Genomic DNA, 26,320 nt, shown 5'->3' on the forward strand with positions numbered 1-26,320 from the left:
TGAAATTATATTCGGTTAATTAAAATATAAACTAAGTCTGAATTCCAGTATTTCAATAAGAGCAAAAAAAGGGTTTAATGATAGGTTAAAACTATTATTTTTTGGCTCTAATATTGATATACGGCAATCGTATGAACCTGTTACCAGGCCAAAGATAAAATAAAGATTGAAATTTCTTCTCCATCGCGATTAAATAAGTCCATTAAAGGCAGCACCCTGTGATGGATACAAACGTATGCTGGAATTAAAGGACGGTTCTCGTGAATCTCATCAATAAGAACAACCTGGATATTGCCGTGATCGGCTCTGGTATCTCCGGAATCTGCAGCGCATATCTGCTTCAACACCGCCACAACGTCTCTCTTTTTGAAAAAAACGATTATTTTGGCGGTCATACCCATACGGTTATGATTCCTGAGGGACCAGACAAAGGAACCCCTGTAGATACCGGCTTTATTGTGTTAAATGAACGGACATACCCCAATTTCATTGATTTTTTGAATCAACTCGGGGTTGAAAAATGCCGGACCAACATGTCATTCAGCTATTATGATCAAAAAACAAAACTTTACTATGCCAGTAATAACCTGAACAGTATATTTGCCCAGCGACGCAACCTGGTTAAACCCCGTTATCTCAGGTTTGTATATGAGATGGTTCAGTTTATTAAAATTCTTCGCAAGACCTATCTTGAGGGTCTTCTTGAAGATATCACTCTGTCTGAATATGTAGAAAAAAAAGGCCTTCATCGCGAAGTGGTTGACCAGTTTATCATTCCCATGGCCGCTGCTATCTGGTCCGGTTCAGACCTCCAGATGGGTAAATTTCCTATCCGCACATTTGCCCAATTTTATGAAAATCATGGTCTTTTAGCGGTGACAGGACACCCCCCATGGTACTTTGTCAAAAACGGCAGCCATACCTATGTGAATGCCTTTTTAAAATCCTTTAAAGGGAAACCGATAAAATCGTCAAAAATAATATCCATTTCACGACAAAACGCAAAGCCTGAAATCCATTTCGAAAATAGTGCGCCACAAACCTTTGATGCGGTTATCATTGCAACCCACGCAGACCAGGCACTCAAGCTGCTGGAGAACCCCAGTAAAAATGAAGAACGGCTTCTGGGAGTGTGGTCCTATTCCAATAATAAAACCTTTTTACATACAGACAAAACGGTCATGCCGCCGAATAAACGCGCCTGGGCCAGCTGGAATTATACACGATATAACCCCATCGATTCAATGGCGCCGGTGACGCTCAGTTATGATATGACACGGCTTCAGAAGCTTGATACCCAAAATTCTTATTTTGTGACACTGAACCCTCAACGCTCAATACCCCAGGCGCATATTATAAAAGAAATAAATTATACCCACCCACAATATTCTTTTGAGGCATTCGACTCCCAGCGAGACCTGCCGTCATTAAACGAAAACCAAAACATATTTTTTTGCGGCAGTTATTTCGGGTATGGGTTTCACGAGGATGGTGTGAATTCGGCGCTTGCTGTGGGTAAAAAGTTTGGAGTGTCGCTATGAATTCATTGATTTATACCGGCACCATTGAACACCGACGCTTCGCCCCGATAACCCATCAGCTGTCATACCCAATCTACATGTATGGCTTTGATCTGGAGGATCTGCCGCACCTGGGTCGCAGGTATCCTTTGTTTGGATATAACCGAAAGGCAATAACATCCATTCATGACAAAGATTATCTGCAACCGGGTGACATGCCGATTAAACAAAAAATTGATCAATTACTCGACCAGCACAATGTTAAAGAATCAATACAGTCTGTAATGATGATCACCTCTGCCAGATATTTCAACTATGTTTTCAACCCCGCCAATTTTCATTATTGCTTTTCAGCGGACAACCGACTGGCCACTATCATAGCTGAAGTTAATAATACCTATGGTGAACGTCATCCATATGTATTGACACAAAACACCCATACGTCCCCTGACTGGCTGGCAAGCTATCAGGCGACAAAAGCATTTCATGTGTCCCCATTCAATAAAATTGAAGGACATTACCGTTTTTATTTTTCAGCTCCGGAAAACCAGATAAATATCAGGATTGAACTTGTTCGCGACCGAACAAAAGTGATGGAAGCTGTTTTGCGTGCACAAGCCATTCCGTTCACAGGCCGTAATCATTTAAAAACGTTGGCGAAGCACCCCTTTGCTCCCCATTTGAGCGTTCCCAGGATCTATTACCATACGTTCAGACTTTTTTTCCAAAAGCGACTCAAATTCAATGATAAACCCTTACCCAGGAGCCCCATCACAATGCCCAGGCAGACCCCCAACCTTTTGGAATCCATCAGCAAACGATTGATCCTTTCTGTGTTAAAAAAAATGAATACCGGAAGCCTTGACTTGCAATTACCCAACAAAAAAACCATGACCATCGGCAGGATCGACCCTGTAAAAGATGCCGTCATCCAAATAAAAGATTTTTCTTTTTTCCCAAGGATCGTTTTTGATGGAGAAATCGGATTGGGTGAAGCATACATGGCCGGAGAATGGGACAGCCCTGACCTGGTCGCTGCGTTAACAAGGCTCATTGAAAACAGGGACCGATTCGGCGATGGAAACCTTTTGTTATCCATCCTGACACGGATCCAGGAAAAACTGGCGCATGACCGACGCAAAAACACCATTGAAAATACACCCGGGAACATTGCCGCCCACTATGATTTAAGCAATGAGATGTATGCCCTCTTTTTAGATCAGAAAATGCTGTATTCCTGCGGCCTTTTTCTCCAAAACCATGACACACTGGAAATCGCCCAGACGAATAAAATGAACCGAATTTTAAAACAGGCGGATATAGGACCTGGGCAACACCTGCTTGAAATAGGCTGCGGCTGGGGAGGTTTTGCCGTCTTTGCCGCAAAAAAGACAGGATGTCGTGTCACCGGTATCACTGTTTCCAAAGCGCAATACCAGCGGGCCCGTCAACGGGTCAAAGCGGAAGGGTTAGAGGATCAGATTACGATTCTCCTCCAGGATTACCGACACACCCGAGGAAACTTTGACCGCATTGTTTCCATAGAGATGATTGAGGCGGTTGGACCTCAGTTTTTAGGACAATATTTCAGGCAATGTAAAAATCTCTTACACGCTGGCGGAAAAATGGTTTTCCAGGCCATTACCATTGTAGACGAACGATATGATCAGTACTGTAAAGAAAGGGACTGGATACAAAAACATATTTTTCCAGGGGGTCATCTGCCATGTCTTAACATCCTTGAACAAACCATTCACGACCATACCGATTTCACGGTCACCGATATTTATCATATGGGCCCTCATTATGCCACAACACTGTCACGCTGGCGGGAAAGGTTTGCCGAACGCTGGGATGATATCATTGCCATGGGCTTTGACAAAACCTTTTACCGAAAGTGGATGTACTATTTTTCAATCTGCGAAGCCGGGTTTATCACGGGTGGTATTGATGATATTCAGGTAACACTGCAACGATGACCGTTTGATTTAAAACAATTAACGATGGGTTTTAAATGCGATCATGCCGTTTCAAATGGACGGGTCAGCCGGTTTAATTTTTCCCATAACACCTGCCTCGCCTCTTCAGATTCACCGGTTTTGGGAAATAAAACAGTTTCATGGGGCCGTCTGTCCAGCCAGAATCTACCGGTTGATTCTCCTGCCTCTTTCGAAGCGGCAAGCCATACGATGGTATCTGCACCCTGGTCAGGCGTCCTTAAAACAGAATTTACCAATGAATGAAACCCTGGTAAAGCGGTTTCGATGCCGGGTGTATCCACCCAGCCGGGATGCATGGAATGGACCGTTACGTTTAAATGATGCATCTGCTGCGCCCAGAGCCGGGTGAGAATGACAATCCCTCTTTTTGCTCTGGCATAGGCTTTTGCACCCGCATAGGGGACGGCTTTATTTTGAAGATCGTCCACAAAAATCCCTTGGGTATACATGCCCCCGGAGGAAACATTGACGATCCGGCCGCCTGTCGAGGCAAAACAGTCTTTCAGCAATTCGGTAAGATAAAAAACACCCAAAAGATCTGTGGCAAAGGTTTGTTCAAACCCTTCAACTGTCTCTTTTCTTTCATTGAAAAGCGCCCCCGCATTATTGATCAGAACATCTATGGTTTTTTTGCTGTCCCTTAATTTTTTTACGACATGCTTAATATCTTCCATCCTGCTCAAGTCTGCTATCAAAAAATCCACATGGGGATTCCCGGTTTTTTCAATGATCTGCTGCCGCACTCGCTCCGCCTTTTTTCTATTTCTGGCAATGATGGTCAGGCAGGCTTTTTTTTCCGCCAGTTTTATGGCTGCCGCTTTTCCAATACCAGAGGTTCCCCCTGTTATGACAACCTTTTGCCCAAAAAGCGTTTCATGGTTTTTGGCCCAGAACCTTTTGCTGAATGAATATCCTAAGTTGCTGAACATCAGCATACCTGGCAAAATCATATGATCTGCAATATAATCGAATAAAGTTGATCCTGAAAAAAACCAGCTGCTTTGTTTATAAATTCTATTTTCTCCACTCAGTTTGGCTTCGAGCCCTTGTATGGCTTTTCGCCCTGTATTTTTTAAAACAGGCGTTAATAATTTTTCCGTGCGTTTTGAAAACCCTGAAAAAAATATTTGGGCCTCGTAGTCAATTCGCGTGCCTGTTGGGGTTTTAAAAAACGAGATGGTGTCAACCGCACTGAAAGAGTCTCCCCTGCCTTTTAAGATTACCTTGGAAAAAGGAATATAGGCGGTGATCGTATATTTCATTTTGGGTCTGAACGGCCCAAACCGCAAAGTGAGATCATAGGTTGACCCGACCTGGGTTCCGCCTTTTGATCTCTTTTGGGATACTGCCACACCCGGATCCCAGTCTTTGATATTGCTAAAATCGCTGGTATAGGTAAAAGCGGCCTCTAACGCGTTTGGAACATGAATGAATTCGTTTAATTTTATCATGGGACACCTTTTTGATTCGTTACCACATCCAATTTTAAATATGATCATGATTTAAAGGACTTCAACCAAATTAAAAAATAGTTTATAATTCAATTTGTCTTTTTTTTCAGCAAGAACGGCTATACACCCAATGGAGAAATAAAAAAAATGACAATTAAAAAGAATACCGGTTTAAGTGTTTTATATATTCCTCACGGTGGCGGCCCCTTACCTTTACTTGATCACAAAGGACATCTTGAGTTAATTCAGTTTCTAAAAAAAATCCCTGAGCAGCTCGAACCACCAGACGACATCATTATTGTCAGCGCCCATTGGGAGCAGTCAATTCCCACCCTTACCGCAAGTGCTTCTCCGCCCTTGATTTATGACTATTATGGGTTTGCACCGGAAGCTTATGAAATCGACTACCCTGCGCCGGGAAACCTCCGGATTGCAGAAAAATTGCTTTCTCTTCTATACGAACAAAACATTCAGGCCCAACTTGATAAACGTTGGGGGTTTGACCATGGCATGTTTGTTCCCCTTAAGCTGATGTACCCGGATGCCCGGATACCCTGTATTCAGTTGTCATTGGTTAATGGTTTGGACCCGTTGCAGCATATCAAATTAGGATGCGCATTAAGGGCATTGGGAGATGAAAAAATATTAGTTCTTGGATCAGGGTTTTCTTTTCACAATATGAAAACGTTTGGAGAAACAGGACAGGATCCAAAAAACATTGAATTTGATCAATGGCTCGTAAAAACAATGACGGATCCTCTTTTGTCACCTTCTGAGAGGAAAAACAGACTGGTTAACTGGCAAAACGCTCCCCATGCTCGATATTGTCATCCAACAGAGGAGCATCTTCTGCCCCTGCATGTTTGTTACGGCATTACTGAAATGCCGGCCAGAGTGGTTTTTCATGGATCTGTTCTTGGCAAAAAAAGCTGCGCTTTCCTTTGGCAGTGAGAAGACTCTTTTCAATTCTGTGTCAAAGGTATGCCAAATGCCTGCCAAGTTGGTTTTTATCGATCTGTTATTTTTGAGCTTTTTTCAGAAAACCGCTCAATTGGGCGACATGTTTTTTTTCCTCTTCAATAATCTCATCTATCTTTGACCGTCCCAGCTTGGCAGGAACAATATCTTTGAGACCGATATAAAACAGGATGGATTCTTTTTCTAACCCAATGGCTGTTTCAATGACCTGAGCCATTGTTTCTTCACCGGTTAATTGGTCGGCCACATCCGGGTTCCCCTCACCCCCATGCGCATCCGCCATGGCTTTCAAATACGAGACCAACTCTTCTTGGGGATCAAATACCGTCTGTGATTTTTCCATGTCAGACACGGCAACTTTCATTTCTTCAAACCCTGATTGATGTCTGTCTTCCATACGGGCAATCGATTCAAGGAACTCTTTGTTCGCCTTATTCTCCTGAAGAGAAGCTGCTTTCCTGTAAAATGCAGCACCGTTTTTCTCTATTTGAACGGCCATTTCAAATACTTCACCAGCATTAAAGTCGTATGACATATTTGCTCTCCTTTCGTGCCTGAGTCACAACGGCTGCAAATTATCAACAGCGCTGATCAATTCATTTATTTTAGGATGGTCCCCTGCTTTTTTACCAGAAAAAAAATAGCAGACAGCACCTGATACGTCAATCAAAATCGCCCCCCCCAACTGCATGGCGCTGCCTTGAACTGACCCCTGTCGATGGCCTTTTTTCAGTGCAGATGCCGCCTTGAAGACAGAACTGATGCTCATAAAACCTGCCAGCCCCTTTGAAAAGCCTAAAAGAGAGAAAGCTGCCAGAGAAGGGTCAGAAAAAAGAAGGCCGCCATATCCGGTTGTTTTTTTAAACGTTTCAAAATGACGGGGGTCACCTGAACCAATGACCGCAAGCGTTACATTTTTGTCATTAAAATATTGAGAATTTTCTGCCAGTTCAGCCACCTGCTGACGGCAGAACACTCAGCCAAAATGACGGACAAAAACCAATAGAGCGGGTGTTCCCTGCCATAGGGTAGATAATTTCACATGCTCATTTCTATCATTTAGGACACCCAATTCTCCAAGATCTTCAACTGATACATTATTTGTTTCCATATTTGCCCTGTTTATCTTTAAATCATTTGGTTTATTCTGCTGACATACCCTTTAATGTCGCATTTTCGCTCTAACCCAGATGCTGCCATATAGCGAACTTTGCCAAAGACAGGTCTTTCAAACCAGGCACGATCATGCAGCCCGAAAATCCATCCAACACCTGCATGGGAATTGGGATCCCTGCCGTCTAAAAAATATGTATTGTTGATTGCCAATAAAGTTTCCCAGGCCTTTTCAGGTGTTTCACTCCACTCAAGAATTTTTTTCCCCCAATACATCCGCATATAATTGTGCATGAAGCCTGAAACCTTCATTTCGCGCATTGCTGCATTCCAGTAAATATCGTGTGTCTGACTGTTCTCAAGCTCAGATTTTGAATACACAAACGTGCGGGTATCTTTTTTATGGGCATCCAAGGTTTTTCTGGCCCAGTTCGGGAGGCACTCCAGAGAACCATAGGCCGGGTTGAAATAGACAAAATTCATGGCCAGCTCTCTTCGAACAATCAATTCCTCCAGATAACTTGCCTTGGCCTCTTCAAGCGAATCCTGGCAGCTTTTAATTTTAAGCGCCAGATAAAGAGAAGAAACTTGACCAAAATGAAGATAAGGGCTCATGAAGGATACATCTAATGTTTTGGGCTGATTCCGGTGCGCCACATATCGCTCGAAACAATTTTCAACAAAATAGTTAAACCGGTCTTTTGCCTGGGATGTCCCTCCCTTGAAAAATTTGGGGACAGCCGGAACACTTCGGTCAATATCCAGCTGATCCAATACCGTTTGAATATTATCAAGCTCAAGTCCTTTTAAAGGAATAGACAAGGATGAATGCGATACAATTCTCGGTACCAGATCTTTCAGATACATATCAAGCTGGCGGTTTATTTTCCGACGTATCGTATACGCCGCATATTCTGCCTTGTCCGAGACCTCCTGGATTGGAACAATCGCATCACTTTCAACCTGCACAACAGCACAGGCGGCTTTTTTTGCAATTTTTTGCCGCCACCCTCTTTGATGCCTCAAATATCCCCTGTCGCAGACAATCATGGATGCATTGCGTCCAAGATCCAGGACCACCTGTACCGGATCCCCATACCGGACAACCATCTGGATGCCCCTTGATGCCAGCTGTTGTTTTGTCTCTTTTAATCCTTCCAGCATGAAGGTGTAATGCCTCAGGTTGGCCTCCGGATAATCATCGGTCAAGGCAAATAACACAAGGATCGGTCGGCCCTGAATATTTGCCTGCTCTATGGCATACTCTACCGCATGATTATACTCAGCCCGCTGTGCCTGCTGCATCCAATACAATACAAACCTACCGGAAGATGGGGGTAACTGGTTTAAGTCCTGTATGCGGGATGCTTGAATCGTCATTCTTTAATCTCAATAAATTTATATATCATTTCCTATTATCATCACCGACCAGTGGACGCTGCCGATCAAGTTCAAAAAACACAAGGAATCTGTCCTCGCCGGGATCGAACTGTTTTTTCCTGCGTTTCAAAATAATTTTTCAGTTCCATTTTTTTTTCTTTCCTTTTCAATATGATTTTCGTGTAACGGCACTCAAATTTTATTAAACCAGTTTAGAAATATCATATGGGGTGATATCAATCAATCCATTCCGCCATCTGCCCGGCCAGCAATTCACCCCCCCAGCAGCACCCAGCAGGGCCCCCAAAACGGATCCCCTTCCAGCATTATCGCCCCCGCACATCGTGTTTGCAATCAAGCCAGACGCCGATGCCTGACCGTATTTTAAGGCCAGATAAAGGGTCGCAGGTATTGACTGATCCATGTAACAGGCGGATGAAAAATGCTTTCCAACGACGATATGATCCGGAAATTCAATTAAAGATTCCAATGAAGTTGCGGACACATTTCCCCCTTTGTATCGTCCATGGGCAGCAATGGCATTTTCAAGGGTTTCCCCATGAAGCACATCAAGGATAATCTGCGCTATAATTTTTCCGCCATACTGCATGGCCGGTCCCCCATGAGTCAAGTTCATATGACTTAAAGCTGTTTTTAACGCATATTCCCTGTCTTGTCCCAATACAATGAGAAGCGGCAGCATGAGACTCAATCCGCCGATATGGTTTTCATCCTTTCTACCGCATTCCATCACGTCACACCCTTTACCGTATTGGGTAAAAAAATGTCTGAGATATTCCTCAACATAGGTATCATTATGATTGCCCGGAGTGGTCATAAAGGTGACCATATGATTCAACCATAGACGCTCATCATATGCGCGATTATGTTGAAACAGCAGCAGTTCCCGGGCAAGTTTTAGATTGAGGGTATTTTCTCCGGCTTTCAGGAATTGATGATAATGTATCCCTCGCTGGCCCCAAAATTTTGATTGGTTGTGCAAAATATCAACGCGCTTATTTCGTGGAGAATACGATGACCGCCATAGAATCGAATCGGGGTGCGGGTTGCGGGGTGCCACATAATCCTCGACCAATCCGTAATCTCTTTTCAAGGCGTTGGTATCGTAGTACCAATGAACCGGCATTGCCAGCGCATCTCCAATGAAAAGCCCAACCAATGCGCCGGCTGCCCGGTCCTGGAATGTTAATTCATTCAACACGTTTATTATCCTTTCACTTCGATTGTTGAGCGCCCCCCATCAACCCCGATGATCTGACCTGTGATCCATCCAGCGTCCTCGGAAATTAAAAATGCGGCAAGCGCGGCCATGTCTTCGGGGGTTCCCAGACGGTTTAAGGGATGCTTATTTTTAATCGCCTCAGCCATGGATGGGTTTGACAGGATCTTTTCAGTAAGAGGGGTCTGGGTAATAGAGGGAGAAATTGCATTCACTCGAATTAGAGGTGAAAGCTCTGCAGCCAGCGAACGTGTCAACCCATTTACGGCACCTTTGGCCATAGCGATGGACGTATGCATTGAAAATCCCCTTTGAGCGGCCACACTCGAAAACAGAACAATAGATGATATGTGTTTATTTTTTTTAAGTTTAGTTAAAGCAGACTGGACTGCCATGGCAGCACCTAATGCATTTACTTTAAAATCGAGAAGAAAATCCGTTTGTCTGAACTTTCGAATGCTGCCCAGGTTGATGGTACCCACGGCATAGACAATTCCCCCGATTTCACTTCCAGCATCATCGTTCACACGTTTGAACAAGTCTTGATCCGTAACATCTCCAATGGTGATCCCGGCGTTAAGATCGCTGGCCAGATCGGCAAGCTTCTCCGGGTTCCTTCCGACCAAATGAATGCGAAAGCCTTTGTCAAAGAGTATTTTTGCCGTAGCAGATCCAATTGCACCGGAGGCTCCATAAATAATAATAGTTGGTTTCATCATTACCCCGCTTATACTTTATTTCAAGCGGCCATATGGATTTTTCTCATCACTATATGACCCACTCACATGAAATGGTTTTCGTTTATTATCTGCTCTGCTGTCAACCGACCGGACAACAGGGCCCATTGGATGCCGGGAATACGTTGATATTCACCGCAGGTGTATACGCCATCCCTTACCCTGCCAGAATCCATTGCCGGATTTGATACGGGTGGAGACTGGTCCGGCAGCGCATGATCAATGTGATATGTTTTTATATGCTCCCAGTTTCGGACCGGGTCTCCAAACCACTGGCGCAATTCGCTTCGAACCGAATGTTCCAATGACTCATTGTCCATTGATGGATGATCCAGCACGACAACAGCAATCAGATGTCTACCAGAGGATGAATAAGAAGGTGCCGTCAGGGTTGGTATGGCAATATTGTTAATGAGCCCTTTTCCTTCGCCATTCAAAATCAAAAACGGGCTGGAAATCGGAGGTTTTTCAGCAGAAAAATATAGACACCGCTCTCCCTTTGAATTAGACTTGACGGGAAGTTTTAACAATCGTTGCGTCTCTGGTCCCTCTGTTGCGATTACAATTGTTCTGCCGGTAATTTTCTGGCCGTTTGTGAGTGTCACACCGTCATCACCAATCAATTCCACGCTTGCACCCAAACGGATTTGATTTGCTGGAATACCTTCAGAAAGCTGTATCGGGATTGCGCCCATTCCTTTGGCAGGAAGCGCGGCATCTCCTGAAGCGAATATATTAAAAAGATATCTGAAAACCCTGCTGGATGCATTTAAATCAGGATCAAGGCAGACACCAGCGAAGAAGGGTCTGAAGAAACGCTCGATGATGCGGTCAGAAAACGGGTATGACCTTAAAAAATCTATGGTTCTCATATCCGTTGATTCAAAGATGCCCTTGGACCCTTTAATTTTATTCCCGGCAAAAAGTCTTAGGATTCTCAATCGATCCGTTATTGTGCCAATGGGTGCCGTCAGCGTACCCCATAAATCCTGCGGTCTTCGAATGGGATCAGAAATGTAAAACAATTGTCCATTTGTCCTTACAGCAACGCCTGGTGAAAATAGTTTTAAATCGAGTGCATCGAAATCTAACAGACTGCGGGCCTCAGGATAAGTGGTTTGCAAAACTTGAAACCCGTGATCAAGGATAAACCCATCAACACGGTCTGATTTTATCCTGCCCCCCACGGTTTGACCGGCTTCAAGGACCAGAAATCGTATCCCTTCTTTTATAAGCCTTTTCGCGCAGGACAAACCGGAAATTCCTGCCCCAATAATGATCACATCTGTATTTGATTTTTCCATGAATTATCTCCAGATTAGAATTCCGTGATCTGAACTGGAAAAAAAGGCCCCCCAAATGAATTGAGGGGCCTTTCATTTAGTTAGCGCCATCTTAACAAAATGGCGATGGAGACTATCCGCCTACACTTCCAGCATCAAGGTCTTTCCATGCTCTGTCAACACTGCTTCCAACTGTTCCAAAAAGGTCATCAAGTTCATTTTTCATGGGCGACCAGTCTGATGGGCACTCGTTCTCTAACTGATCAACTCGAAGCTGCGCCGCTGTCACTTCTTGATCAAGTTGCCCAATTAATGGTAAAATTTTTTCTTTTTCAGCAGATCCGTAAGTGTCTGCAACTTTTTTCATCGCTTCAAGTTTTTCTTTCCAAGCGGAAACTTCTGACAACATTGCTTTACAGTAATCTTTCACTTCCATGATTTCTCCTCCATGATTCAGGTTTATGAAATAATAAATTAGCCATATAATCCTACTTAAAGTAGTGTAAAACTCAATACCCAGATCTGAATCAACTCAGTTTATGAAAGGTTAAAGAGTTTTGGAAGTAGGGCTCTTTAAATTATATGATTCATCACAATACGGTTAATCAAGAAAAATGTCACGCGATATCTCACCTTATGATTATCGACAAGTCGGGGAAGAAAAATCAATTTGGGGTTCCTGATCTACATCTGTTTTCTCGGCATAGGAAGATCGTTTTAAGGATAATTCATGCGCGTGGGCCTCACCACTGCATTACACAGGTGAACCTGGGGAGGCTGGGAAATGATATAGTGGATGGTATTGGCAATATCTATCACATCCAGCAGAGGGCCGAATTGTTCCACCATGGTCTGAATGGTGTCATCGCCGTATCCAGCACTCGACTGGAATCCGGTCAAACAAGCTCCCGGCTCTACCAGTGAGACCCTTACACCGGATGAAGATAGTTCCCGGCGAAGTCCTTCGGTCAATGCATGAACAGCCGCTTTAGAGGCCCCGTAAACAGTACTGAATTCAGAGACATGCCGCCCCGCCACCGAACCGATGACAACGATGTCTGCTGCAGCATCTGGAAATCGGCTTTTTTGCCTGTCTTCCATATTCCGGGCCGCCCATTGCATCAGTTTCAATGCAGCCGTCACATTGACCTGAATCATCTCCTCCAGTTCAGATAAATCAGCGTCTTTTACAGAGCCACCCAATCCACGGCCGGCATTAACCACAACAATATCAGCCGGTTGCCCGAACCGTTCCGCGGCCATTGAAAACAGACGGTCAAGAACGACTTCGTCTGCTGCATCACCGACCACAGCCGAAAAATTGGGTTTAAATTTTTTCTCCATCATTTCCAGACGAGATTGGTTGCGCCCAGACCCTACAATTCCAAATCCGGAATCGATAAATTTTTTAGCCGTGGCCTCGCCGATTCCTGAGGTGGCGCCGGTAACAATGGCCACGCGGGGAAATTTTTTTGACATGCTTACTCCTTACTACCGAGTTGATTAGTTTTGAGATATTGAATCACTTAACATTTCAGTCGCTTTGTGTCTGTCTTGAATTGCTGTGGTCTGATACCGGTCTTCCTTGAAATTGCCTTGAATATTTGTAACTATCTTTCTATAAGGGTTGGTGCATTTGGCTGATACGATTCCATCCCTATTCAACCTAATACCAAAACGCTTGTTACAATTGCTACTATTTGTATGATCTAATCCAATCAATTTCAAGTTGGAATTTTTCAGCTTTTTTATTTGATATCAGGAATCCGATTTGTTGAATTTTTTCAGGATGCAGTGGCTTTAGGTTTTCAAGAATACGCCCTCTGAACACCGGCACACACTCATGGAAGGGAACGCTAACTATTGTCCAAGTATTCGGTTGTGTTTCAAACTGATATCGATACGATATACCATCGAAACGATCATTTGTTCTTATCCGAAATTGGTATTTTTTCCCATCTCCTTTTACTCGAAGCAGAATGCCATTATATCCATCCAACTCATATGAGCGCGGCAGTGTTCGCATTGATGCAAAGCCACCATTGTTTTCCAAAGAAACAATACCTTTAAAAATAATTAAATTGTTGCGGAAGACAATTTCACTTTCTGATAACCCACCCATAACGCCATCATTTACGATCTGCCAATTTTTAATTTCATCTGTATTCTTGAAGTCAAATATAAGCTTTTCCGCTTTATTTATGACGTTATACGTTTCATTTGCCCGAGCTTCTGACAATAAAAATAATAATGACACCACCATTAATATAAACTGTATTCTGACAGGTTTCACTATTTAGCCTTCCATTTCTTATTAAGGAAAGAATCTTGAGCACTTTATATAGACCATCTATAAGAAGGTCAGTGCAATTGGGTATCCGCGCTTTTGTCTGATTCTTTGATAAAACTAGTCTGTGACATCCTTTTGTATAGCCAGATAATGGCTAATCCTGTCATTCTTACCATTGATAGGAACGATTTTCCATTCCATCATAAATTCGGAGCCATCCCGCCTGTAGTTCAAGGCTCTTCCATGGAACAGTCTGCCGGCCCTGATATCTTCATTCAGTTGTTTGATAACAGCTGGATCGGTTTCTTTTCCCTGAAGCATTGACGGTGACTTTCCCAGGACTTCATGGGGACCGTAACCTGTCATTTCGCAGAATGCTGGATTAACATACACAATCGGGTAACCTTTACTGGCTTCTGTAATGATTATTGAGTTAAAGGACTCTTCCATAGACTGCTCCAACAACCGTTTCATAATGAATTTATAGTTATCGTCATGGTCAAAAAGATCAAATATTGATTTTGGATTTTCCATTAAATTGACTCCTTTTTTGTCTGATTATGGCCATCTATTAAAAAATTTAAAGGAACGGGTTTCAAACACATACGTATCATTAAAGATTATTATCACTATTTCAATTTTTTAAAGAAAATAAATTCACAAACCCATCTTTTTGCTTTTATTGGGATTTGGCAGGCATGTTACTGAAGCAATTTAACTTGTTAGAGTTAATGTGGGCAGTGACAAATGTAATAAAGATTACGAGATTTATTATTATTTTTTGGCTTCCAATGCAGCGATGAGCCGTCCGTAAAGGTGGATGAGGTCATCTCCCGGAAAGCGCCGAAGGTCGCATTCAAGCAACGCGCCTTGCTCAGCTTTCATACCCATGGTTTGGTAAAGCAGCCGGGCTTGATGCCAGGTCGGCAGCCAGACCAGTTTTTCGGAAATCTGCCCGACACTTCCCAGGATATCGATAAACCGGGGCAGGCTCAGGACAAAGTAGACACGGTTTGGGAACGGGGATTCAGACGAGATAATACCGTCCGGGTCCCATGCAAAACATCCCACATGGGGGTGCCAGATCAATCCCGATTTCTTCATTTTCAAGGCCAGTTGGCAGACCTTTTCATCAAATGGAATGGGTGCCAGATCTTTTTTACCGTCAAACTTAACAGGTTTTATCATTTTTTACCTCTTTTTAAAAAGATTGCGAAGGTGCCCTTTCTGACTGTTTTGTGTTTGTATAAGCCGAAACGATACGGCGGGCATCGGCAGTCCCCTCCTGCCGGATGAGGGGATAAAGATGGAGACAGTCTTTGATCTTGAGTGTCCGGGCCATCCGGATACAATCCCGTTCATCGGTAAGGTGCAAGAATGTCCTTGCATCCTCACGGCTTTCTTCTTTTTGAATAATTTTGGAATAAACAATGGATTGTGCTGCCATCAGTGATTCCCACGTTTCATCTGCCAGGCGGGGATGAAAGATATAGGCCAGGGTCAACTGGTCGCCCGGGCTGTAAAGATGCTGTGGCTGATTTGGTACCTGCAATGCCACCCGATCAAGGAAAACCGGCTGAACCCGGAATGACCCTGACAATTGGCGCCAGAGCTTCTGCCACAACAGATAGTGAATCGTACCGGCTTCAACAAAGATGCTCTCATACCCCCCTGTCTGCTGGGCAATCGCCTGGGCACGCAGGGAGTCTCTCAGCCGGAACCGGGCCGCGTCTGCCCTTGCAAATTGCCTGATGGCCTCAACCGTGGCTTCAAAAGGACCGGTCACAGCGGTTCGATAATATTTTAACAGCGCGCCGGTGGCGTTTCGCTCCGCCAGATAAACGAAATACGGCAGCGTGTCCTGTTCCAGCTCTTCGGGCGTGTTTCCCTGTGCAAAAAATTCATGAACGGACAACAGGGCCTCGACAAACGGTTCAACCTGGATCAATTGTTTGCCCCTGGCATATAGTTCCTGCTCAAGATGGCACATGCGCCGGCTGAATTCGGGGTATTCCAGATCTAACGGCATCAGGTAGTCGTCCACCCCAAGCGACCGGTTCAACATATTTTCAAAGTTGACTTCCGGGGGTTCCTCCAGGAAAATCACGTCATGCTGCCCCATGATCCGGGCCATAACAGGAACCATTTCCGGCCGGTGAATGGAAAAACCGATGTTGATATGCTTCATTTGACTGCCCGATCTATTTTTAAGGCATCGCTTTTAAGGCATCGATAAACGCCCGATTGTCCGGAACACCTTTTTGCTTGAAACGGATGATACCTTTTTTGTCAATTAAATAGGTCACCCTTCCTGACCCATAGCGTTTTTTTATTGTTTTGTCTTTGTCAGAGACAAGGGGAAACCTGATGTGGTTTTTCCCTGCAAATTCCTTGTTGTCTTCAAGACTGTCCGTGCTGACACCCACAACCTGGGTATCCCATTTTTCAAATTCTTCCAGATCCCGCTGGAAGGCAATCAGTTCATCCGTTCAGACGGGTGTAAAAACTGCGTAATAAAGTGCCAGCACCACATTCTTTTTTCCGGTAAACTCGCCGAGCGAAACCATCCCCTGTGTGGATTTGCCACTAAATGACGGGGCCTTGTCGCCAACGTCAAGGCTGAAGGATACAGCCGGAAAAAATAAAAAGCCCAGCAGGACCGCACAAGGTAAAAGCAATCTTAATTTTTTCATTTTTATCTCTCCTGGAATGTTTTTGCATGTCCAAATTATAAGTCGGTTCCGGCAACTTTCAATGCCGGGACCTGCCTTTCCTCACTCGGCTGTCATATATTCAGGATTGCGTGGTTCCACCAAATGTTTTAAATCAAACCAGAACCGGGCCCGCTGTTCCGATTCCGGTGGCTGTTGAATCGGTAATTCAAGAAAGGGAACATCCATATTCAGGGCATGAAATTTTTCAGATAGGATTTCTGCCATAATACCCATTAGTACTGGATCTTCAGTACTGGGGGTGTCCACCGGCATGGGCGATTCTGTATGATACCTGTTCACCTTGTGCTTGCCCCAGTGAATCCCGCAGGTCGGACTGTTGCGCAGGCCAATATAGGCGACCAGGCGATAGTCATTTTTCAGGAATTCCTCAACCATAAGAAATGGGGTTTGCAGAAGATCTTTGCAATGATTACGGAAAAACATATTGTCATATTGCTGTCTGCCCTGGGGATTGCGCTGTAATCCCATGGCGGTAGTTTCAGGGCAAAGGTATTGGATAATGCCGACCCGATATTTCATCAGATAATCCATTAATTCATGTGACAAGGGAAAATTCTGTCCAAGCACATGAACACGACAATATGGATTGATTAAACACTGCGCGACTAAAATGATTTTTTTATCTTTCTTGCTCATAATGGGGTTCCTTGTATTTAAAGCTGTCATCTTTATCTTTTCCCCCTTTTTCTGTTGGGATACAGGGGCCGTCATCGTTACGTTTTCGCGTGACCGATTGTCGCCGGCGATATCAAGATCCGTCATAATGACATTGGATTACTCACATGCCAATTGGAACCAACAAACGATTCGCTACTCGAAGAACTGAAAGAACCGCACTTTCCAAAAGGGGCACCCCTTCAGCAGCATAGGATCCACAGAACCAAATCCGCCTGCCAGCCTTCTGATGCAACAGCTTCAATAAATCTAAGCCAGCCAATGATTGTTCATTGACGACAGGCCGTTGCAGGTTATACTGAGCGATTATAGTCTCTGGCTGAGGCTCAATCAGAGGATTGATGGTCTGGATAATGGGTTGGTCAATCTGCCAATCCGGATTAAAGCGGTTCATCAAAACACTACACATTGTGGCACGCCGGTCCGGTGCAATGAGGAGATTGATATGAGCCCATTTTTTCCTTTTAACAGGCATCAAGGCCGAATCCTGATGAACTATAATGGGAACGTCGTCATAGCTAAAAGAGCTGAGCATTTTGCATTCAGTCTCGGAAGGGTTGGATAAAATATCGAGGGCTTGATTTGCCTGAGTGGCAACAATCAGATGATCAAATGTTTCTACCTTTCCCTGTGTCGTTTCCAACCGCACATCGGACGGCGTTGGTTCCAAAGCACAGACCTCTGTTCCATACCGAATATCATCAATACCACGGCTTAAACGCCTGACAACGTCTTGCGCGCCATATTTTGTTCGCAGTAGGGGCTGGGATCCAAATAAGTTGAGTAATGTCTCTAAAATTACAGGGGCCGGGTAAGCATTCAGACTGTCATAAGAACATGTACAAACCGTTGAAGCGAGTATTGGATATAGAAAATCAGTGATAAAGGCTTGAGAATAATCCTGACGCTGCAAATAATCAGCCAGGGTTGTTTGAGCTGATAAACCATCAGCCAAATCCTGAGAAGCGCCAAGGGCAAGTCGGGCTATATCATTCATAATTTGATTCAACTGTTCTGTGATTTCAGATCCGTCTGGCACTTGAGGCTGATAGGCGACATCCACATTCAGAAAATTCGGTTGACCGATCAGACAAAAAGATTGTGATGGATCGATAGGGTCAAAAGCTACCCCCACCTCACGATAGAGATTGAGTAAATTGGGCCACTGAGTGACATTAAAAATACGGGGGGGCACGTCCGTACGCAGGGCGACCCCCTTCTGTTCAAAGGTTATTGAATGCGCGTCCATGCCCAGGGTATGATGTTTCTCATATAGTGTCACCCGGTGTCCAGCCCGATTGAAAAGCCAGGCCGCACTTAAACCGGCAATGCCGGTCCCAATAATTCCAATTTTCATACCAATTCCCTTATGATGACAGTTGAATATACGTGTGACAGTCTGCACTTGGATATTTGTAATTATTCTCAATGACCGTCATCATTAAAACAGTCCCCTTTATAATACCCAATAAATAAATCGGCTCGTTATCGTAACAAATTTGACGCTGGCGTCATCTACTCACATTTCATACCCCCCTCTATCCAGGCCATGACCTCTTTTTTCCACTCATCCAATCCGCCTTCGACCATATCAGTTTCTTTCTTTTTAAACGGCAGATTACCGCTCTCTGGTGTGGCGCCTTCTATGCCCCAAAGTACTCTTGGATCTTCTAATAGATGATGTTCCAAATCCCTGGCAAGTAACTCCCTGCTCTTGAATTTGGCAAATAACACTTCCATAATTTTTTCACAGGTTGTTTTCGCGTCCATACCTGAGATGTAAAGCCCAGGTTGAGCGAACCAGTCGTCACTGTGTTTAAATCCTGTTACGCTGCTTTTATGGCATTTAGTACAACGATTCACATCACTGCGTTTTTTATGGTTCGTAAAGGCAATTCCATTTTTATCATTCTCCCAAAAATCATGGCAGATGGTACATGAGCCAGCATGGAATTTCGCGAAAAGATTAGTGCTGAACAAAGTATCATCTGCGTGAGCAAGACTAAAGATAAAAAACAATATCGCAGGTAAGACATATTGAATTTTTTTTTTCATTTCCCCTCCTTTTTATGTTTGGACTATCCGACTACAATTTTAGACGGACTTCAAAATTCATCCTCGCCACTTTTTTAATCAACTGAATTAGCCTTTTTTAGGCAAATTTTCATGATTGACAAATATTAACTGGCTTATGTCGAAACCAGCTTCTGCTGCTTTTTCTAATAGCGCAGACTTTATGCCTTCTTTCATAGTTGGGTTTCTTCCAAGAATCCACAAGTAGGATTTATCCGGCCCGCATACAAGTGAATATTGGTAACCCTCCTGGTCAAGTTCAAAAATTATATAAGAACCATAAAAAGGGCCAAAGAAGGAAACTTTAAAGTAACCCAAATCTGACGCTTCTACAAAATACGCCTTTCCTTCATCTTCTTTCCATGAGTCTTTCTCCGCGGAGTATCCACGATTTATGACTTTGATACCACCGTCATTCCGCAATTTATAATCTGCGGTCACATGGGACAATCCTCGTTCAAATGAATGGTCCAGTCTTGCAATTTCATACCACTTACCCAGATATTTTTCTAACTTGAAATTATTAACGGGTTTTACATTTTCAGGTATTCCAGTACACCCAATTAGAAATATAAAAAATAAGATTGATACCTTTTTTATATTAGAACCTTTTTGGCCAAATCTGTTTTCAGTTCGTGAAATCTTCAAGGTCAAAATCCTTGTTTTTAATTGAAGTTACAAGCTTTTTGATACGATTAAGTGCAATCAAGCAGATAATTGAATAAGGGATGGCCCAGATCGGCATATCAAAGAACAACATACAACAATCCTCATTAATTGGAATAATGCGATGCCCCGTGGCGTTGATACCGCCAACGGACCATGTCCATTCTCTTTCTTTTTTTAAAGATGTAATGGTTAAAGCAAGAGAGAAACCCATAACAGTTTTTACAGAACCCTTGCTGCCATATAAAATGAACCTGTTAATGCAATTCACATCCACAACGGATGGCCCCCATTGAGGCCAGAGAGATGTGTCTGTAATGATCCGCCATACAAAACTTGAAGGCGCCATTATAATTAGCCCTGCCGAGAATCGCCCGGAATTTATTTGAAATTCGGGTCTGCTGTCCATGAGATCGTTCAACCAGTATTGCAAAAATCTACCTATACAATCTTTTTAAAGACTTCATATCATGAATCGTTTTTTACCTTTAATGGATTTAGGCTTGTGGAAGTTCGTTACCGCAAGTCCATTTTAAGCTATCCTTTACAGCTTACCCGTTTGTTGCATAAAGAAATTAGAAAATTAGCAAATAAAAAGCCTGAGGAACCTATGAATAAGGGTTATAATAAGTTATCGAGACAAAAAATAACCAACTCCAGGAGACCACCTCAAGTGAAGCCCAGTAAAGCACAAATTTATACTAAATACCATAAAATTCCCGAAATTCGATTCGAAGATCAGCAGCTAACTTCTTTCTCTGGTATCATAATTTTTCAGTTGTTATTTGGACGACTCAATTTAAAGGCCAAAATTAAAAAATGTTTCTCGCATTTAAAAGTATCACCGATTTTTGGACACCACCTGATCGTCATACTGCTTATCCTTCACTTTACCCTGTCGCCTATTTTCGGGTTTGTGCTGGCCGTTCCGGTCACAGCCCTGGTCATTTATATTTTTCGACTCCACTTGAATGATCAGTGCGAGATTGATTTTCCAAACAAATAAGTGTCTATCTAAAGGGCTTTTTGATTTTTTTTAAAATGGCCCTTTTTTACCCCTTACCCCATCTTTTTGAAAGAGATTTACCCAAGTTGAACTTCGTTTTGTGATTTCTGAAAAGTAGGAGGAGGATCATGTTCACAAAACCCTTGAGTTCAGACTTACCGTCAACCATTGACGAGGCGGTCAGAATACTTCTGGATGATTTGCGATTACGGGATCGAACCCAGCTGGGGTCGATGACAGCCGAAGATTTAAATTTGATCAATAAGGTCGTTGGGCTTCAAATTACCTGGGATTTTCGATTATGGAGCGGCAATGGGTTACTATTGCATGCATGCCTGAATGCGATGGAGGATACTGGCAAGGAGTATGCCGATCCAACCATGGCCATTGTCCACTCCATGTGGAAAAAATTACAGGAAACCCATGTATTGAGGTTGGTAAAATAAAACAGGTCAGCCATGACTGCTGAGCTTATGGATAAAACCTATCATCAATGGATTTCAATGTGCGTCCCATATCGAATAATATCTATGTCTTAAAACTTCCTGTGGCGTTCATTTAGTCTATGAAAGGTCTCTATATTCCTACCAAAGATAGGTGAGCACTGGTGTTTCAAGCCATGGGTGAAATTTTAATTCGCGGTATGTTTGATAATACCATTATGCACATGAGGAAAACCATTAAAAAATGATATGCAATATAAGAAAACATCCATAATATCTATAGAGAATGTCAGATTCAATCCGATTCGACCAAACCCAGCTTGCCGACACCCCAAGAGTGCATCATTTCAAGGATTGGGAATGTACTTTGGCCAAGCTCAGTCAAAGAATATTCCACTCGGGGTGGGATCTCTGGGTATACCGTTCTAATCAATAACCCATCTCTTTCTAATTCTTTGAGTTGCTGAGTCAACATCTTCTGGCTCACGCCGGGTACGATCCGTTCAAGTTCTTTGTACCTCTTGGTTCCATCATGCAAATGCCAAAGCATGAGGCTTTTCCATTTCCCACTGAGAACATCCATTGTCACTTCAACCGGGCAACGATATTCTTTGCCGTTCCATTCAATCATTTTTTATCCTTCTTAAAAAAAATATCTATTTAGCCGGCCCGAATATCAGCAATTCGAACCAAATGGTCCGTAACGAATTTAAAAGTGCCTTCTTGTTAATAAAATTCAAATACTTATTATTATGACATATCAGCTACACCAAGATGAAATATTTATTGTATCATAAATTAAGAATCAATTTTTATAAAGGGGAAAGAAATGACTTATCCGAGAACTTTTTCACACATTGGGCTGTCTGTAACGGATCTTGACAAGGCCGTTGAGTTTTATACAAAAGTAATGGGGTGGTATGTAATAATGCCACCAACAGAAATTGTTGCTGATGACTCAGCAATCGGTGTCATGTGCAATGACGTTTTTGGTGAGGGATGGGGTAGTTTCCGTATCGCTCACATGGCAACAGGAGATAAGATCGGTGTTGAAATTTTTGAATTTAAAAATGCTGAACAAAGAGAGAACAATTTTGAGTACTGGAAAACCGGGGTTTTTCATTTCTGTGTTCAAGATCCAGATGTAGAAGGCTTAGCTGAGAAAATAGTTGAGCATGGTGGCAAACAACGAATGCCAGTACGTGAATATTATCCTGGTGAGAAACCTTATCGCATGGTTTATTGTGAAGACCCTTTTGGAAATCTCATCGAGATTTATTCTCACAGCTACGAACTGACGTATGCTGCTGGTGCTTATCAAGATAAACTATAAGTTATATGTTTATATGGGGGGCAGAATTTACAGATTTTGCCTCCTCGTCTTAATCTAAAATATCCTTACTGGTCCCCAATATTTCAAAAAATAACTTCGTCCAAGTAAAATAATGGTCGCAGAAAGTGTCCAATATGTCTATGACCTGTCTCAGTTTTACTATAAAAGGTAGGCGAGCACTGGCATTTCAAGCAACCACTGAGAATATGTAAAAAGGGGATTGAAAATTATCCAATCCCCAATTTTTTAGCAGCTTTCAGAAACTATTTTGTTTAATTTTCTGCTGTCAAGGTCGTGGTGGGTTTATATACCATAAATGCTTGTTAGAAAATTATACCAAATCATTTAAGATCTTTGCAATATTTCTATTGCCCTGAACCTTAGACTATTTGTTTATAGTTAAGATTCAGGGTGGTCTGTTATGACGTGTATTCCAGAGCAATTTTTAACCAGATACTTTGCCGTTCATTTCAGGCACGCGTCATGATATCTACTTATTGAGAAGCTTATTCATCATTTCAATCGCAACTGCCTTTGAGGATGCAGGATTCTGACCCGTTAACAGATTTCCGTCAACCTCAACATGACTTTCCCAGTCAGCTCCCTTATGATAAAGACCCTGATTAGACTTGAGCATATCTTCAAGTAAAAAAGGGACAACCTCTGTGAGTTGCACAGCTTCTTCTTCAGAATTGCTGAAGCCGGTTACTCTTTTTCCTTTCACCAGGGGAGAACCATCCTCAGCTTTCGTATGACATAGAACTCCGGGCGCATGGCAAACCAGTCCAATCGGTTTGCCTTGCTGTGAAAAAGTCTCCAGGAGTGAAATGGAACTTTTGTCTTCAGCAAGGTCCCAGAGAGGTCCGTGCCCTCCAGGATAGAAAACGGCATCGAAATCTGAAAAGTCCAGAGCGTCTAAACGGAGCGTGTTGGCGAGGTGCTTCTGAGCGTCTTCGTCATTGCGGAACCGCTCTGTTGACTCTGTCTGGAAATCAGGCTCGTCGCTTTTGGGGTCTAAAGGGGGATTCCCTCCTTTAGGAGATGCTAAGGTGACATCAACATTCTGGTCTTTAAATACGTAATAAGGGGAGGCGAATTCTTCCAGCCAGAAACCGGTTTTGTGTCCTGTGTTTCCAAGTTTATCGTGGGAGGTGAGTACCATTAATATTTTCATAAAAAATTTCCTTTTTTAAACGATCAATTCGTCTTTGTCATTAACCCGGACAACCAATTTCCCGAAGTTTTGACCATCCAACATGCCGATAAAGGCGTTCGGTGCATTCTCTAACCCATTGATCATATGCTCACGGTATTTTATCTGTCCTGTGCTCAGCCATTGAGACATCTCTTTTGCAAATTCGTCGTAGCGGTGGCCATAATCATCAAAAATAATGAATCCCTGAACCTTTAATCGTTTGACTAAAATTGTACCCATCAGAAGAGACATACGGTCCGGTCCATCAGGAAGCTGTGTCGCATTATACTGAGAAATAAGTCCGCATACTGGAATTCTGGCCTTTGTGTTGAGCAGCGGCAAGACTGCATCGAATACTTTTCCACCTACGTTCTCGAAGTAGATGTCAATTCCCTTGGGACAAACCTGGCTAAGATGCTGGGCAAAATCCAAAGATTTGTGGTCCAGACACTCATCAAATCCAAGCACCTCTTTTGCGTAGTTGCATTTTTCGCTACCACCGGCAATACCGACAACACGACAGCCTTTCAACTTCCCTATTTGTCCTACTGTTGCACCAACAGGGCCAGTGGCAGCAGCGACAACCAGGGTCTCTCCCTGTTTGGGTTGACCAATATCCAATAATCCCATATAGGCGGTAAACCCTGGCATACCCAGGATCCCCAATGCATAGGAGGCATTTTTGGGATTTTCGCCTAATCGGGTGAGACCGGAACCATCTGAAAGCGCATAATCCTGCCAGCCACTATACGCAAGTACCCACTCACCTTCTTTGTAATCAGGGTGACGGGATGCTTCGATCTGAGAAATTGTTGCCCCCACCATCACTTGATCAATCTTAACAGGTTCTGCATAAGATGGCGCATCGTTCATCCTGCCCCGCATATAAGGATCAAGGGAAAGATACTCGGTGCGCAGCAGCACCTGACCTTCAGCCGGCTGAGGAACAGGTGTATTGACCATGCGGAAATTATCGGGAACCGGAGCCCCCTTAGGGCGCGCAGCGAGCACGATGGAACGGTTGTGTTCTTTATTTTGAACCATGATTTGCTCCTTTTTCTTTTTTTAAAGATTCTTTTTTTTCAATGGCACAATGCAACGCCTCTTCCATGGCGAGAGTTGAAAAGCACTTATTACATGAAATGCAGGATGCTTTTTCTCTGTCTCCTGCGGCCCATCTTTTGACAAGGTCTGGTTCCCTGATAAGCGGCCTTGACAGCGCAACATAGTCTGCGACTCCTGATGTTATGATTTCTTGTGCAATATTAAAGGACAGAAAACCGCCCACAAGAATAAGCGGAATCTTTATTTCCTTCTTGAAATCTTCAGCAGCTTTTCTGTAGTAGGCTTCCCGCTCTTCAGACTTTGATGTGCCGGCCCTGGAGGGAATGAGCTTGCCCGATTCGAAGGTTCCGCCGCTCATCTCGATGGCGTCTATTCCACGATCTTCAAGCATATGGCAAACCGTGATGATCTCATTTACCGTGATCCCCCCTTCGAGAAAATCTTCCGAGTTGATCTTGACCAGGACCGGGAATGACTGGCCCACCCTCTGCCTGATTTCTTCGTACACCTGGACAAGAAACTTTGCCCGGTTCTCAAGGGTTCCACCGTATACGTCATCACGCTGGTTATAAAAGGGAGATAAAAACTGACTCAGCAGATAGCCATGGGCAGCGTGGATCTGAACCGCATCAAAGCCCGATTTTACGGCTCTTTGGGCAGCATCACCAAAGGCAGTTACCGTTCTTTCAATCTCATCTACCGTCATTGCAGATGCTTTTTTAATACCATCTACAATTACGTCTGAAGGGCCCAGGGGTGCATATTCGTCTTTTCCGATGCCGTTTTTTCCAGCATGGGCCAGCTGCACGGCAACAAGGCCGCCATGTTCGTGAACAGCTGAAGCAACCTGTTTTAAGCTGTCGATCATTGCGTCGGAATAGATGCCCATCTGTCTTGGGCCTGCCTGACCTTCCCTGATCACATGGGCATGGCCGGTAATAACAAGTCCGACTTCACCAAGGGCAAGTTGTGCCATGCAGCTCAACAACTTGTCATTTACCCTTCCATCAAGCCCTGCCATTGCTTCGTGGGTAGCAGATCTGACAAACCGATTTTTTATGTTCATTCCATTTATCTTGGTTGATTCAAATAATCTGGACATTTTTTTCCTTTGATATTCATGTTTGACTTCGGTTG

At 43.5% G+C, this 26,320-nt stretch carries 30 protein-coding genes; 6 read left to right on the forward strand and 24 right to left on the reverse strand.

All coding sequences use genetic code 11. The features are described 5' to 3' along the window. Positions 1-260 precede the first annotated feature (260 nt). On the forward strand, positions 261-1,541 hold the full coding sequence (locus tag Q1Q15_RS20175; RefSeq protein WP_300464051.1) for an FAD-dependent oxidoreductase: 1,281 nt from the start codon (positions 261-263) through the stop codon (positions 1,539-1,541). Further along, a complete protein-coding gene (locus Q1Q15_RS20180; RefSeq protein ID WP_300464053.1) occupies positions 1,538-3,499 on the forward strand; it encodes a DUF1365 family protein in 1,962 nt (653 codons plus the stop codon). The genes Q1Q15_RS20175 and Q1Q15_RS20180 overlap by 4 nt, the downstream gene beginning before the upstream one ends. A 41-nt stretch (positions 3,500-3,540) precedes the next feature. Here the strand turns inward: Q1Q15_RS20180 and Q1Q15_RS20185 are convergent, their stop codons facing one another. Beyond that, a complete protein-coding gene (locus Q1Q15_RS20185; protein ID WP_300464055.1) occupies positions 3,541-4,971 on the reverse strand; it encodes an SDR family NAD(P)-dependent oxidoreductase in 1,431 nt (476 codons plus the stop codon). A gap of 147 nt (positions 4,972-5,118) precedes the next feature. Between Q1Q15_RS20185 and Q1Q15_RS20190 the strand changes: the two genes are divergently transcribed. Next, positions 5,119-5,922 carry a class III extradiol ring-cleavage dioxygenase gene (locus Q1Q15_RS20190; RefSeq protein WP_300464057.1) on the forward strand — a complete coding sequence of 268 codons (804 nt, stop codon included), beginning with the start codon at positions 5,119-5,121 and terminating at the stop codon, positions 5,920-5,922. Between the two features lie 67 nt (positions 5,923-5,989). On the opposite strand, the gene Q1Q15_RS20195 is transcribed toward Q1Q15_RS20190, so the two are convergent. The 19 genes from Q1Q15_RS20195 to Q1Q15_RS20285 all read right to left on the reverse strand — a co-directional run bounded on the left by Q1Q15_RS20195 (position 5,990) and on the right by Q1Q15_RS20285 (position 20,490). Further along, a complete protein-coding gene (locus Q1Q15_RS20195) occupies positions 5,990-6,484 on the reverse strand; it encodes a ferritin family protein (RefSeq protein WP_300464059.1) in 495 nt (164 codons plus the stop codon). A gap of 24 nt (positions 6,485-6,508) precedes the next feature. Next, complete coding sequence (locus Q1Q15_RS20200; RefSeq protein WP_300464061.1) at positions 6,509-7,060, reverse strand: peroxiredoxin-like family protein; 552 nt, start codon at positions 7,058-7,060, stop codon at positions 6,509-6,511. 17 nt (positions 7,061-7,077) lie between these two features. Beyond that, positions 7,078-8,442 (reverse strand): deoxyribodipyrimidine photo-lyase, encoded by a 1,365-nt coding sequence (locus Q1Q15_RS20205; RefSeq protein ID WP_300464062.1) that lies wholly within the window; start codon positions 8,440-8,442, stop codon positions 7,078-7,080. A gap of 202 nt (positions 8,443-8,644) precedes the next feature. After that, positions 8,645-9,661, reverse strand: a complete 1,017-nt coding sequence (locus Q1Q15_RS20210) for an ADP-ribosylglycohydrolase family protein (RefSeq protein ID WP_300464064.1) — start codon at positions 9,659-9,661, stop codon at positions 8,645-8,647. An 8-nt stretch (positions 9,662-9,669) separates the two neighbouring features. Next, complete coding sequence (locus Q1Q15_RS20215) at positions 9,670-10,401, reverse strand: SDR family oxidoreductase (protein WP_300464065.1); 732 nt, start codon at positions 10,399-10,401, stop codon at positions 9,670-9,672. 62 nt (positions 10,402-10,463) lie between these two features. After that, a complete protein-coding gene (locus tag Q1Q15_RS20220; protein ID WP_300464067.1) occupies positions 10,464-11,723 on the reverse strand; it encodes an NAD(P)/FAD-dependent oxidoreductase in 1,260 nt (419 codons plus the stop codon). A 112-nt stretch (positions 11,724-11,835) separates the two neighbouring features. Further along, on the reverse strand, positions 11,836-12,138 hold the full coding sequence (locus Q1Q15_RS20225; protein WP_300464069.1) for a hypothetical protein: 303 nt from the start codon (positions 12,136-12,138) through the stop codon (positions 11,836-11,838). A gap of 281 nt (positions 12,139-12,419) precedes the next feature. After that, entirely contained in the window at positions 12,420-13,181 is a 762-nt protein-coding gene (locus Q1Q15_RS20230; RefSeq protein ID WP_300464071.1) for an SDR family oxidoreductase, read from the reverse strand. Positions 13,182-13,398: 217 nt separating this feature from the next. Next, the gene (locus Q1Q15_RS20235) at positions 13,399-13,995 is read right to left on the reverse strand and encodes a CIA30 family protein (protein ID WP_300464073.1); all 597 of its coding nucleotides are present in this window, start codon (positions 13,993-13,995) and stop codon (positions 13,399-13,401) included. Positions 13,996-14,109: 114 nt separating this feature from the next. Beyond that, positions 14,110-14,526, reverse strand: a complete 417-nt coding sequence (locus Q1Q15_RS20240) for a PAS domain-containing protein (protein WP_300464075.1) — start codon at positions 14,524-14,526, stop codon at positions 14,110-14,112. Between the two features lie 240 nt (positions 14,527-14,766). Further along, complete coding sequence (locus tag Q1Q15_RS20245; RefSeq protein WP_300464077.1) at positions 14,767-15,180, reverse strand: hypothetical protein; 414 nt, start codon at positions 15,178-15,180, stop codon at positions 14,767-14,769. A gap of 13 nt (positions 15,181-15,193) precedes the next feature. Beyond that, the gene (locus tag Q1Q15_RS20250) at positions 15,194-16,180 is read right to left on the reverse strand and encodes a hypothetical protein (protein WP_300464079.1); all 987 of its coding nucleotides are present in this window, start codon (positions 16,178-16,180) and stop codon (positions 15,194-15,196) included. Positions 16,181-16,199: 19 nt separating this feature from the next. Further along, complete coding sequence (locus Q1Q15_RS20255; RefSeq protein ID WP_363321022.1) at positions 16,200-16,472, reverse strand: redoxin domain-containing protein; 273 nt, start codon at positions 16,470-16,472, stop codon at positions 16,200-16,202. A gap of 9 nt (positions 16,473-16,481) precedes the next feature. Then, positions 16,482-16,685: a hypothetical protein gene (locus tag Q1Q15_RS20260; protein ID WP_300464080.1), complete on the reverse strand. Its 204-nt coding sequence runs from the start codon at positions 16,683-16,685 to the stop codon at positions 16,482-16,484. Positions 16,686-16,766: 81 nt separating this feature from the next. Further along, on the reverse strand, positions 16,767-17,363 hold the full coding sequence (locus tag Q1Q15_RS20265) for a hypothetical protein (RefSeq protein WP_300464081.1): 597 nt from the start codon (positions 17,361-17,363) through the stop codon (positions 16,767-16,769). Positions 17,364-17,505: 142 nt separating this feature from the next. After that, the gene (locus Q1Q15_RS20270; RefSeq protein WP_300464082.1) at positions 17,506-18,759 is read right to left on the reverse strand and encodes an FAD-dependent oxidoreductase; all 1,254 of its coding nucleotides are present in this window, start codon (positions 18,757-18,759) and stop codon (positions 17,506-17,508) included. Positions 18,760-18,917: 158 nt separating this feature from the next. Further along, positions 18,918-19,457 carry a hypothetical protein gene (locus Q1Q15_RS20275; protein ID WP_300464083.1) on the reverse strand — a complete coding sequence of 180 codons (540 nt, stop codon included), beginning with the start codon at positions 19,455-19,457 and terminating at the stop codon, positions 18,918-18,920. A gap of 87 nt (positions 19,458-19,544) precedes the next feature. Beyond that, a complete protein-coding gene (locus Q1Q15_RS20280) occupies positions 19,545-20,123 on the reverse strand; it encodes a lipocalin family protein (RefSeq protein ID WP_300464084.1) in 579 nt (192 codons plus the stop codon). Then, on the reverse strand, positions 20,104-20,490 hold the full coding sequence (locus tag Q1Q15_RS20285) for a hypothetical protein (protein ID WP_300464085.1): 387 nt from the start codon (positions 20,488-20,490) through the stop codon (positions 20,104-20,106). The genes Q1Q15_RS20280 and Q1Q15_RS20285 overlap by 20 nt, the downstream gene beginning before the upstream one ends. A 36-nt stretch (positions 20,491-20,526) precedes the next feature. Here Q1Q15_RS20285 and Q1Q15_RS20290 point away from each other — a divergent pair, with 36 nt between their 5' ends. Together Q1Q15_RS20290 and Q1Q15_RS20295 are read left to right on the forward strand one after the other, a co-directional pair. Then, a complete protein-coding gene (locus Q1Q15_RS20290; RefSeq protein WP_300464086.1) occupies positions 20,527-21,147 on the forward strand; it encodes a hypothetical protein in 621 nt (206 codons plus the stop codon). Between the two features lie 128 nt (positions 21,148-21,275). Further along, the gene (locus tag Q1Q15_RS20295) at positions 21,276-21,593 is read left to right on the forward strand and encodes a hypothetical protein (RefSeq protein ID WP_300464087.1); all 318 of its coding nucleotides are present in this window, start codon (positions 21,276-21,278) and stop codon (positions 21,591-21,593) included. Between the two features lie 292 nt (positions 21,594-21,885). Here the strand turns inward: Q1Q15_RS20295 and Q1Q15_RS20300 are convergent, their stop codons facing one another. Continuing rightward, a complete protein-coding gene (locus Q1Q15_RS20300) occupies positions 21,886-22,221 on the reverse strand; it encodes a helix-turn-helix domain-containing protein (RefSeq protein WP_300464088.1) in 336 nt (111 codons plus the stop codon). Positions 22,222-22,419: 198 nt separating this feature from the next. Here Q1Q15_RS20300 and Q1Q15_RS20305 point away from each other — a divergent pair, with 198 nt between their 5' ends. Next, positions 22,420-22,923 (forward strand): lactoylglutathione lyase family protein, encoded by a 504-nt coding sequence (locus tag Q1Q15_RS20305; protein ID WP_300464089.1) that lies wholly within the window; start codon positions 22,420-22,422, stop codon positions 22,921-22,923. 490 nt (positions 22,924-23,413) lie between these two features. On the opposite strand, the gene Q1Q15_RS20310 is transcribed toward Q1Q15_RS20305, so the two are convergent. The 3 genes from Q1Q15_RS20310 to Q1Q15_RS20320 are packed head-to-tail and all read right to left on the reverse strand — an operon-like array spanning position 23,414 to position 26,285. Beyond that, positions 23,414-24,097, reverse strand: a complete 684-nt coding sequence (locus tag Q1Q15_RS20310; protein ID WP_300464091.1) for a type 1 glutamine amidotransferase domain-containing protein — start codon at positions 24,095-24,097, stop codon at positions 23,414-23,416. Positions 24,098-24,112: 15 nt separating this feature from the next. Then, positions 24,113-25,162, reverse strand: coding sequence for an NADP-dependent oxidoreductase (locus tag Q1Q15_RS20315; RefSeq protein WP_300464093.1), 1,050 nt, complete (start codon positions 25,160-25,162; stop codon positions 24,113-24,115). After that, positions 25,149-26,285: an NADH:flavin oxidoreductase gene (locus tag Q1Q15_RS20320; protein ID WP_300464095.1), complete on the reverse strand. Its 1,137-nt coding sequence runs from the start codon at positions 26,283-26,285 to the stop codon at positions 25,149-25,151. Before Q1Q15_RS20320 ends, Q1Q15_RS20315 begins: the two co-directional genes overlap by 14 nt. Positions 26,286-26,320: the final 35 nt, after the last annotated feature.

This window comes from Desulfobacula sp., from assembly GCF_030145145.1.
Taxonomy (GTDB): Bacteria; Desulfobacterota; Desulfobacteria; order Desulfobacterales; family Desulfobacteraceae; genus Desulfobacula.

Coding starts and splice junctions, on each gene's coding strand:
- Q1Q15_RS20180 (WP_300464053.1), top strand. CDS start 1,538: ATGAATTCATTGATTTATACCGGCACCATTGAACACCGACGCTTCGCC.
- Q1Q15_RS20185 (WP_300464055.1), bottom strand. CDS start 4,971: ATGATAAAATTAAACGAATTCATTCATGTTCCAAACGCGTTAGAGGCC.
- Q1Q15_RS20190 (WP_300464057.1), top strand. CDS start 5,119: ATGACAATTAAAAAGAATACCGGTTTAAGTGTTTTATATATTCCTCAC.
- Q1Q15_RS20195 (WP_300464059.1), bottom strand. CDS start 6,484: ATGTCATACGACTTTAATGCTGGTGAAGTATTTGAAATGGCCGTTCAA.
- Q1Q15_RS20205 (WP_300464062.1), bottom strand. CDS start 8,442: ATGACGATTCAAGCATCCCGCATACAGGACTTAAACCAGTTACCCCCA.
- Q1Q15_RS20215 (WP_300464065.1), bottom strand. CDS start 10,401: ATGATGAAACCAACTATTATTATTTATGGAGCCTCCGGTGCAATTGGA.
- Q1Q15_RS20220 (WP_300464067.1), bottom strand. CDS start 11,723: ATGGAAAAATCAAATACAGATGTGATCATTATTGGGGCAGGAATTTCC.
- Q1Q15_RS20225 (WP_300464069.1), bottom strand. CDS start 12,138: ATGGAAGTGAAAGATTACTGTAAAGCAATGTTGTCAGAAGTTTCCGCT.
- Q1Q15_RS20230 (WP_300464071.1), bottom strand. CDS start 13,181: ATGTCAAAAAAATTTCCCCGCGTGGCCATTGTTACCGGCGCCACCTCA.
- Q1Q15_RS20240 (WP_300464075.1), bottom strand. CDS start 14,526: ATGGAAAATCCAAAATCAATATTTGATCTTTTTGACCATGACGATAAC.
- Q1Q15_RS20245 (WP_300464077.1), bottom strand. CDS start 15,180: ATGATAAAACCTGTTAAGTTTGACGGTAAAAAAGATCTGGCACCCATT.
- Q1Q15_RS20250 (WP_300464079.1), bottom strand. CDS start 16,180: ATGAAGCATATCAACATCGGTTTTTCCATTCACCGGCCGGAAATGGTT.
- Q1Q15_RS20260 (WP_300464080.1), bottom strand. CDS start 16,685: ATGAAAAAATTAAGATTGCTTTTACCTTGTGCGGTCCTGCTGGGCTTT.
- Q1Q15_RS20265 (WP_300464081.1), bottom strand. CDS start 17,363: ATGAGCAAGAAAGATAAAAAAATCATTTTAGTCGCGCAGTGTTTAATC.
- Q1Q15_RS20270 (WP_300464082.1), bottom strand. CDS start 18,759: ATGAAAATTGGAATTATTGGGACCGGCATTGCCGGTTTAAGTGCGGCC.
- Q1Q15_RS20275 (WP_300464083.1), bottom strand. CDS start 19,457: ATGAAAAAAAAAATTCAATATGTCTTACCTGCGATATTGTTTTTTATC.
- Q1Q15_RS20285 (WP_300464085.1), bottom strand. CDS start 20,490: ATGGCGCCTTCAAGTTTTGTATGGCGGATCATTACAGACACATCTCTC.
- Q1Q15_RS20295 (WP_300464087.1), top strand. CDS start 21,276: ATGTTCACAAAACCCTTGAGTTCAGACTTACCGTCAACCATTGACGAG.
- Q1Q15_RS20300 (WP_300464088.1), bottom strand. CDS start 22,221: ATGATTGAATGGAACGGCAAAGAATATCGTTGCCCGGTTGAAGTGACA.
- Q1Q15_RS20305 (WP_300464089.1), top strand. CDS start 22,420: ATGACTTATCCGAGAACTTTTTCACACATTGGGCTGTCTGTAACGGAT.
- Q1Q15_RS20310 (WP_300464091.1), bottom strand. CDS start 24,097: ATGAAAATATTAATGGTACTCACCTCCCACGATAAACTTGGAAACACA.
- Q1Q15_RS20315 (WP_300464093.1), bottom strand. CDS start 25,162: ATGGTTCAAAATAAAGAACACAACCGTTCCATCGTGCTCGCTGCGCGC.
- Q1Q15_RS20320 (WP_300464095.1), bottom strand. CDS start 26,285: ATGTCCAGATTATTTGAATCAACCAAGATAAATGGAATGAACATAAAA.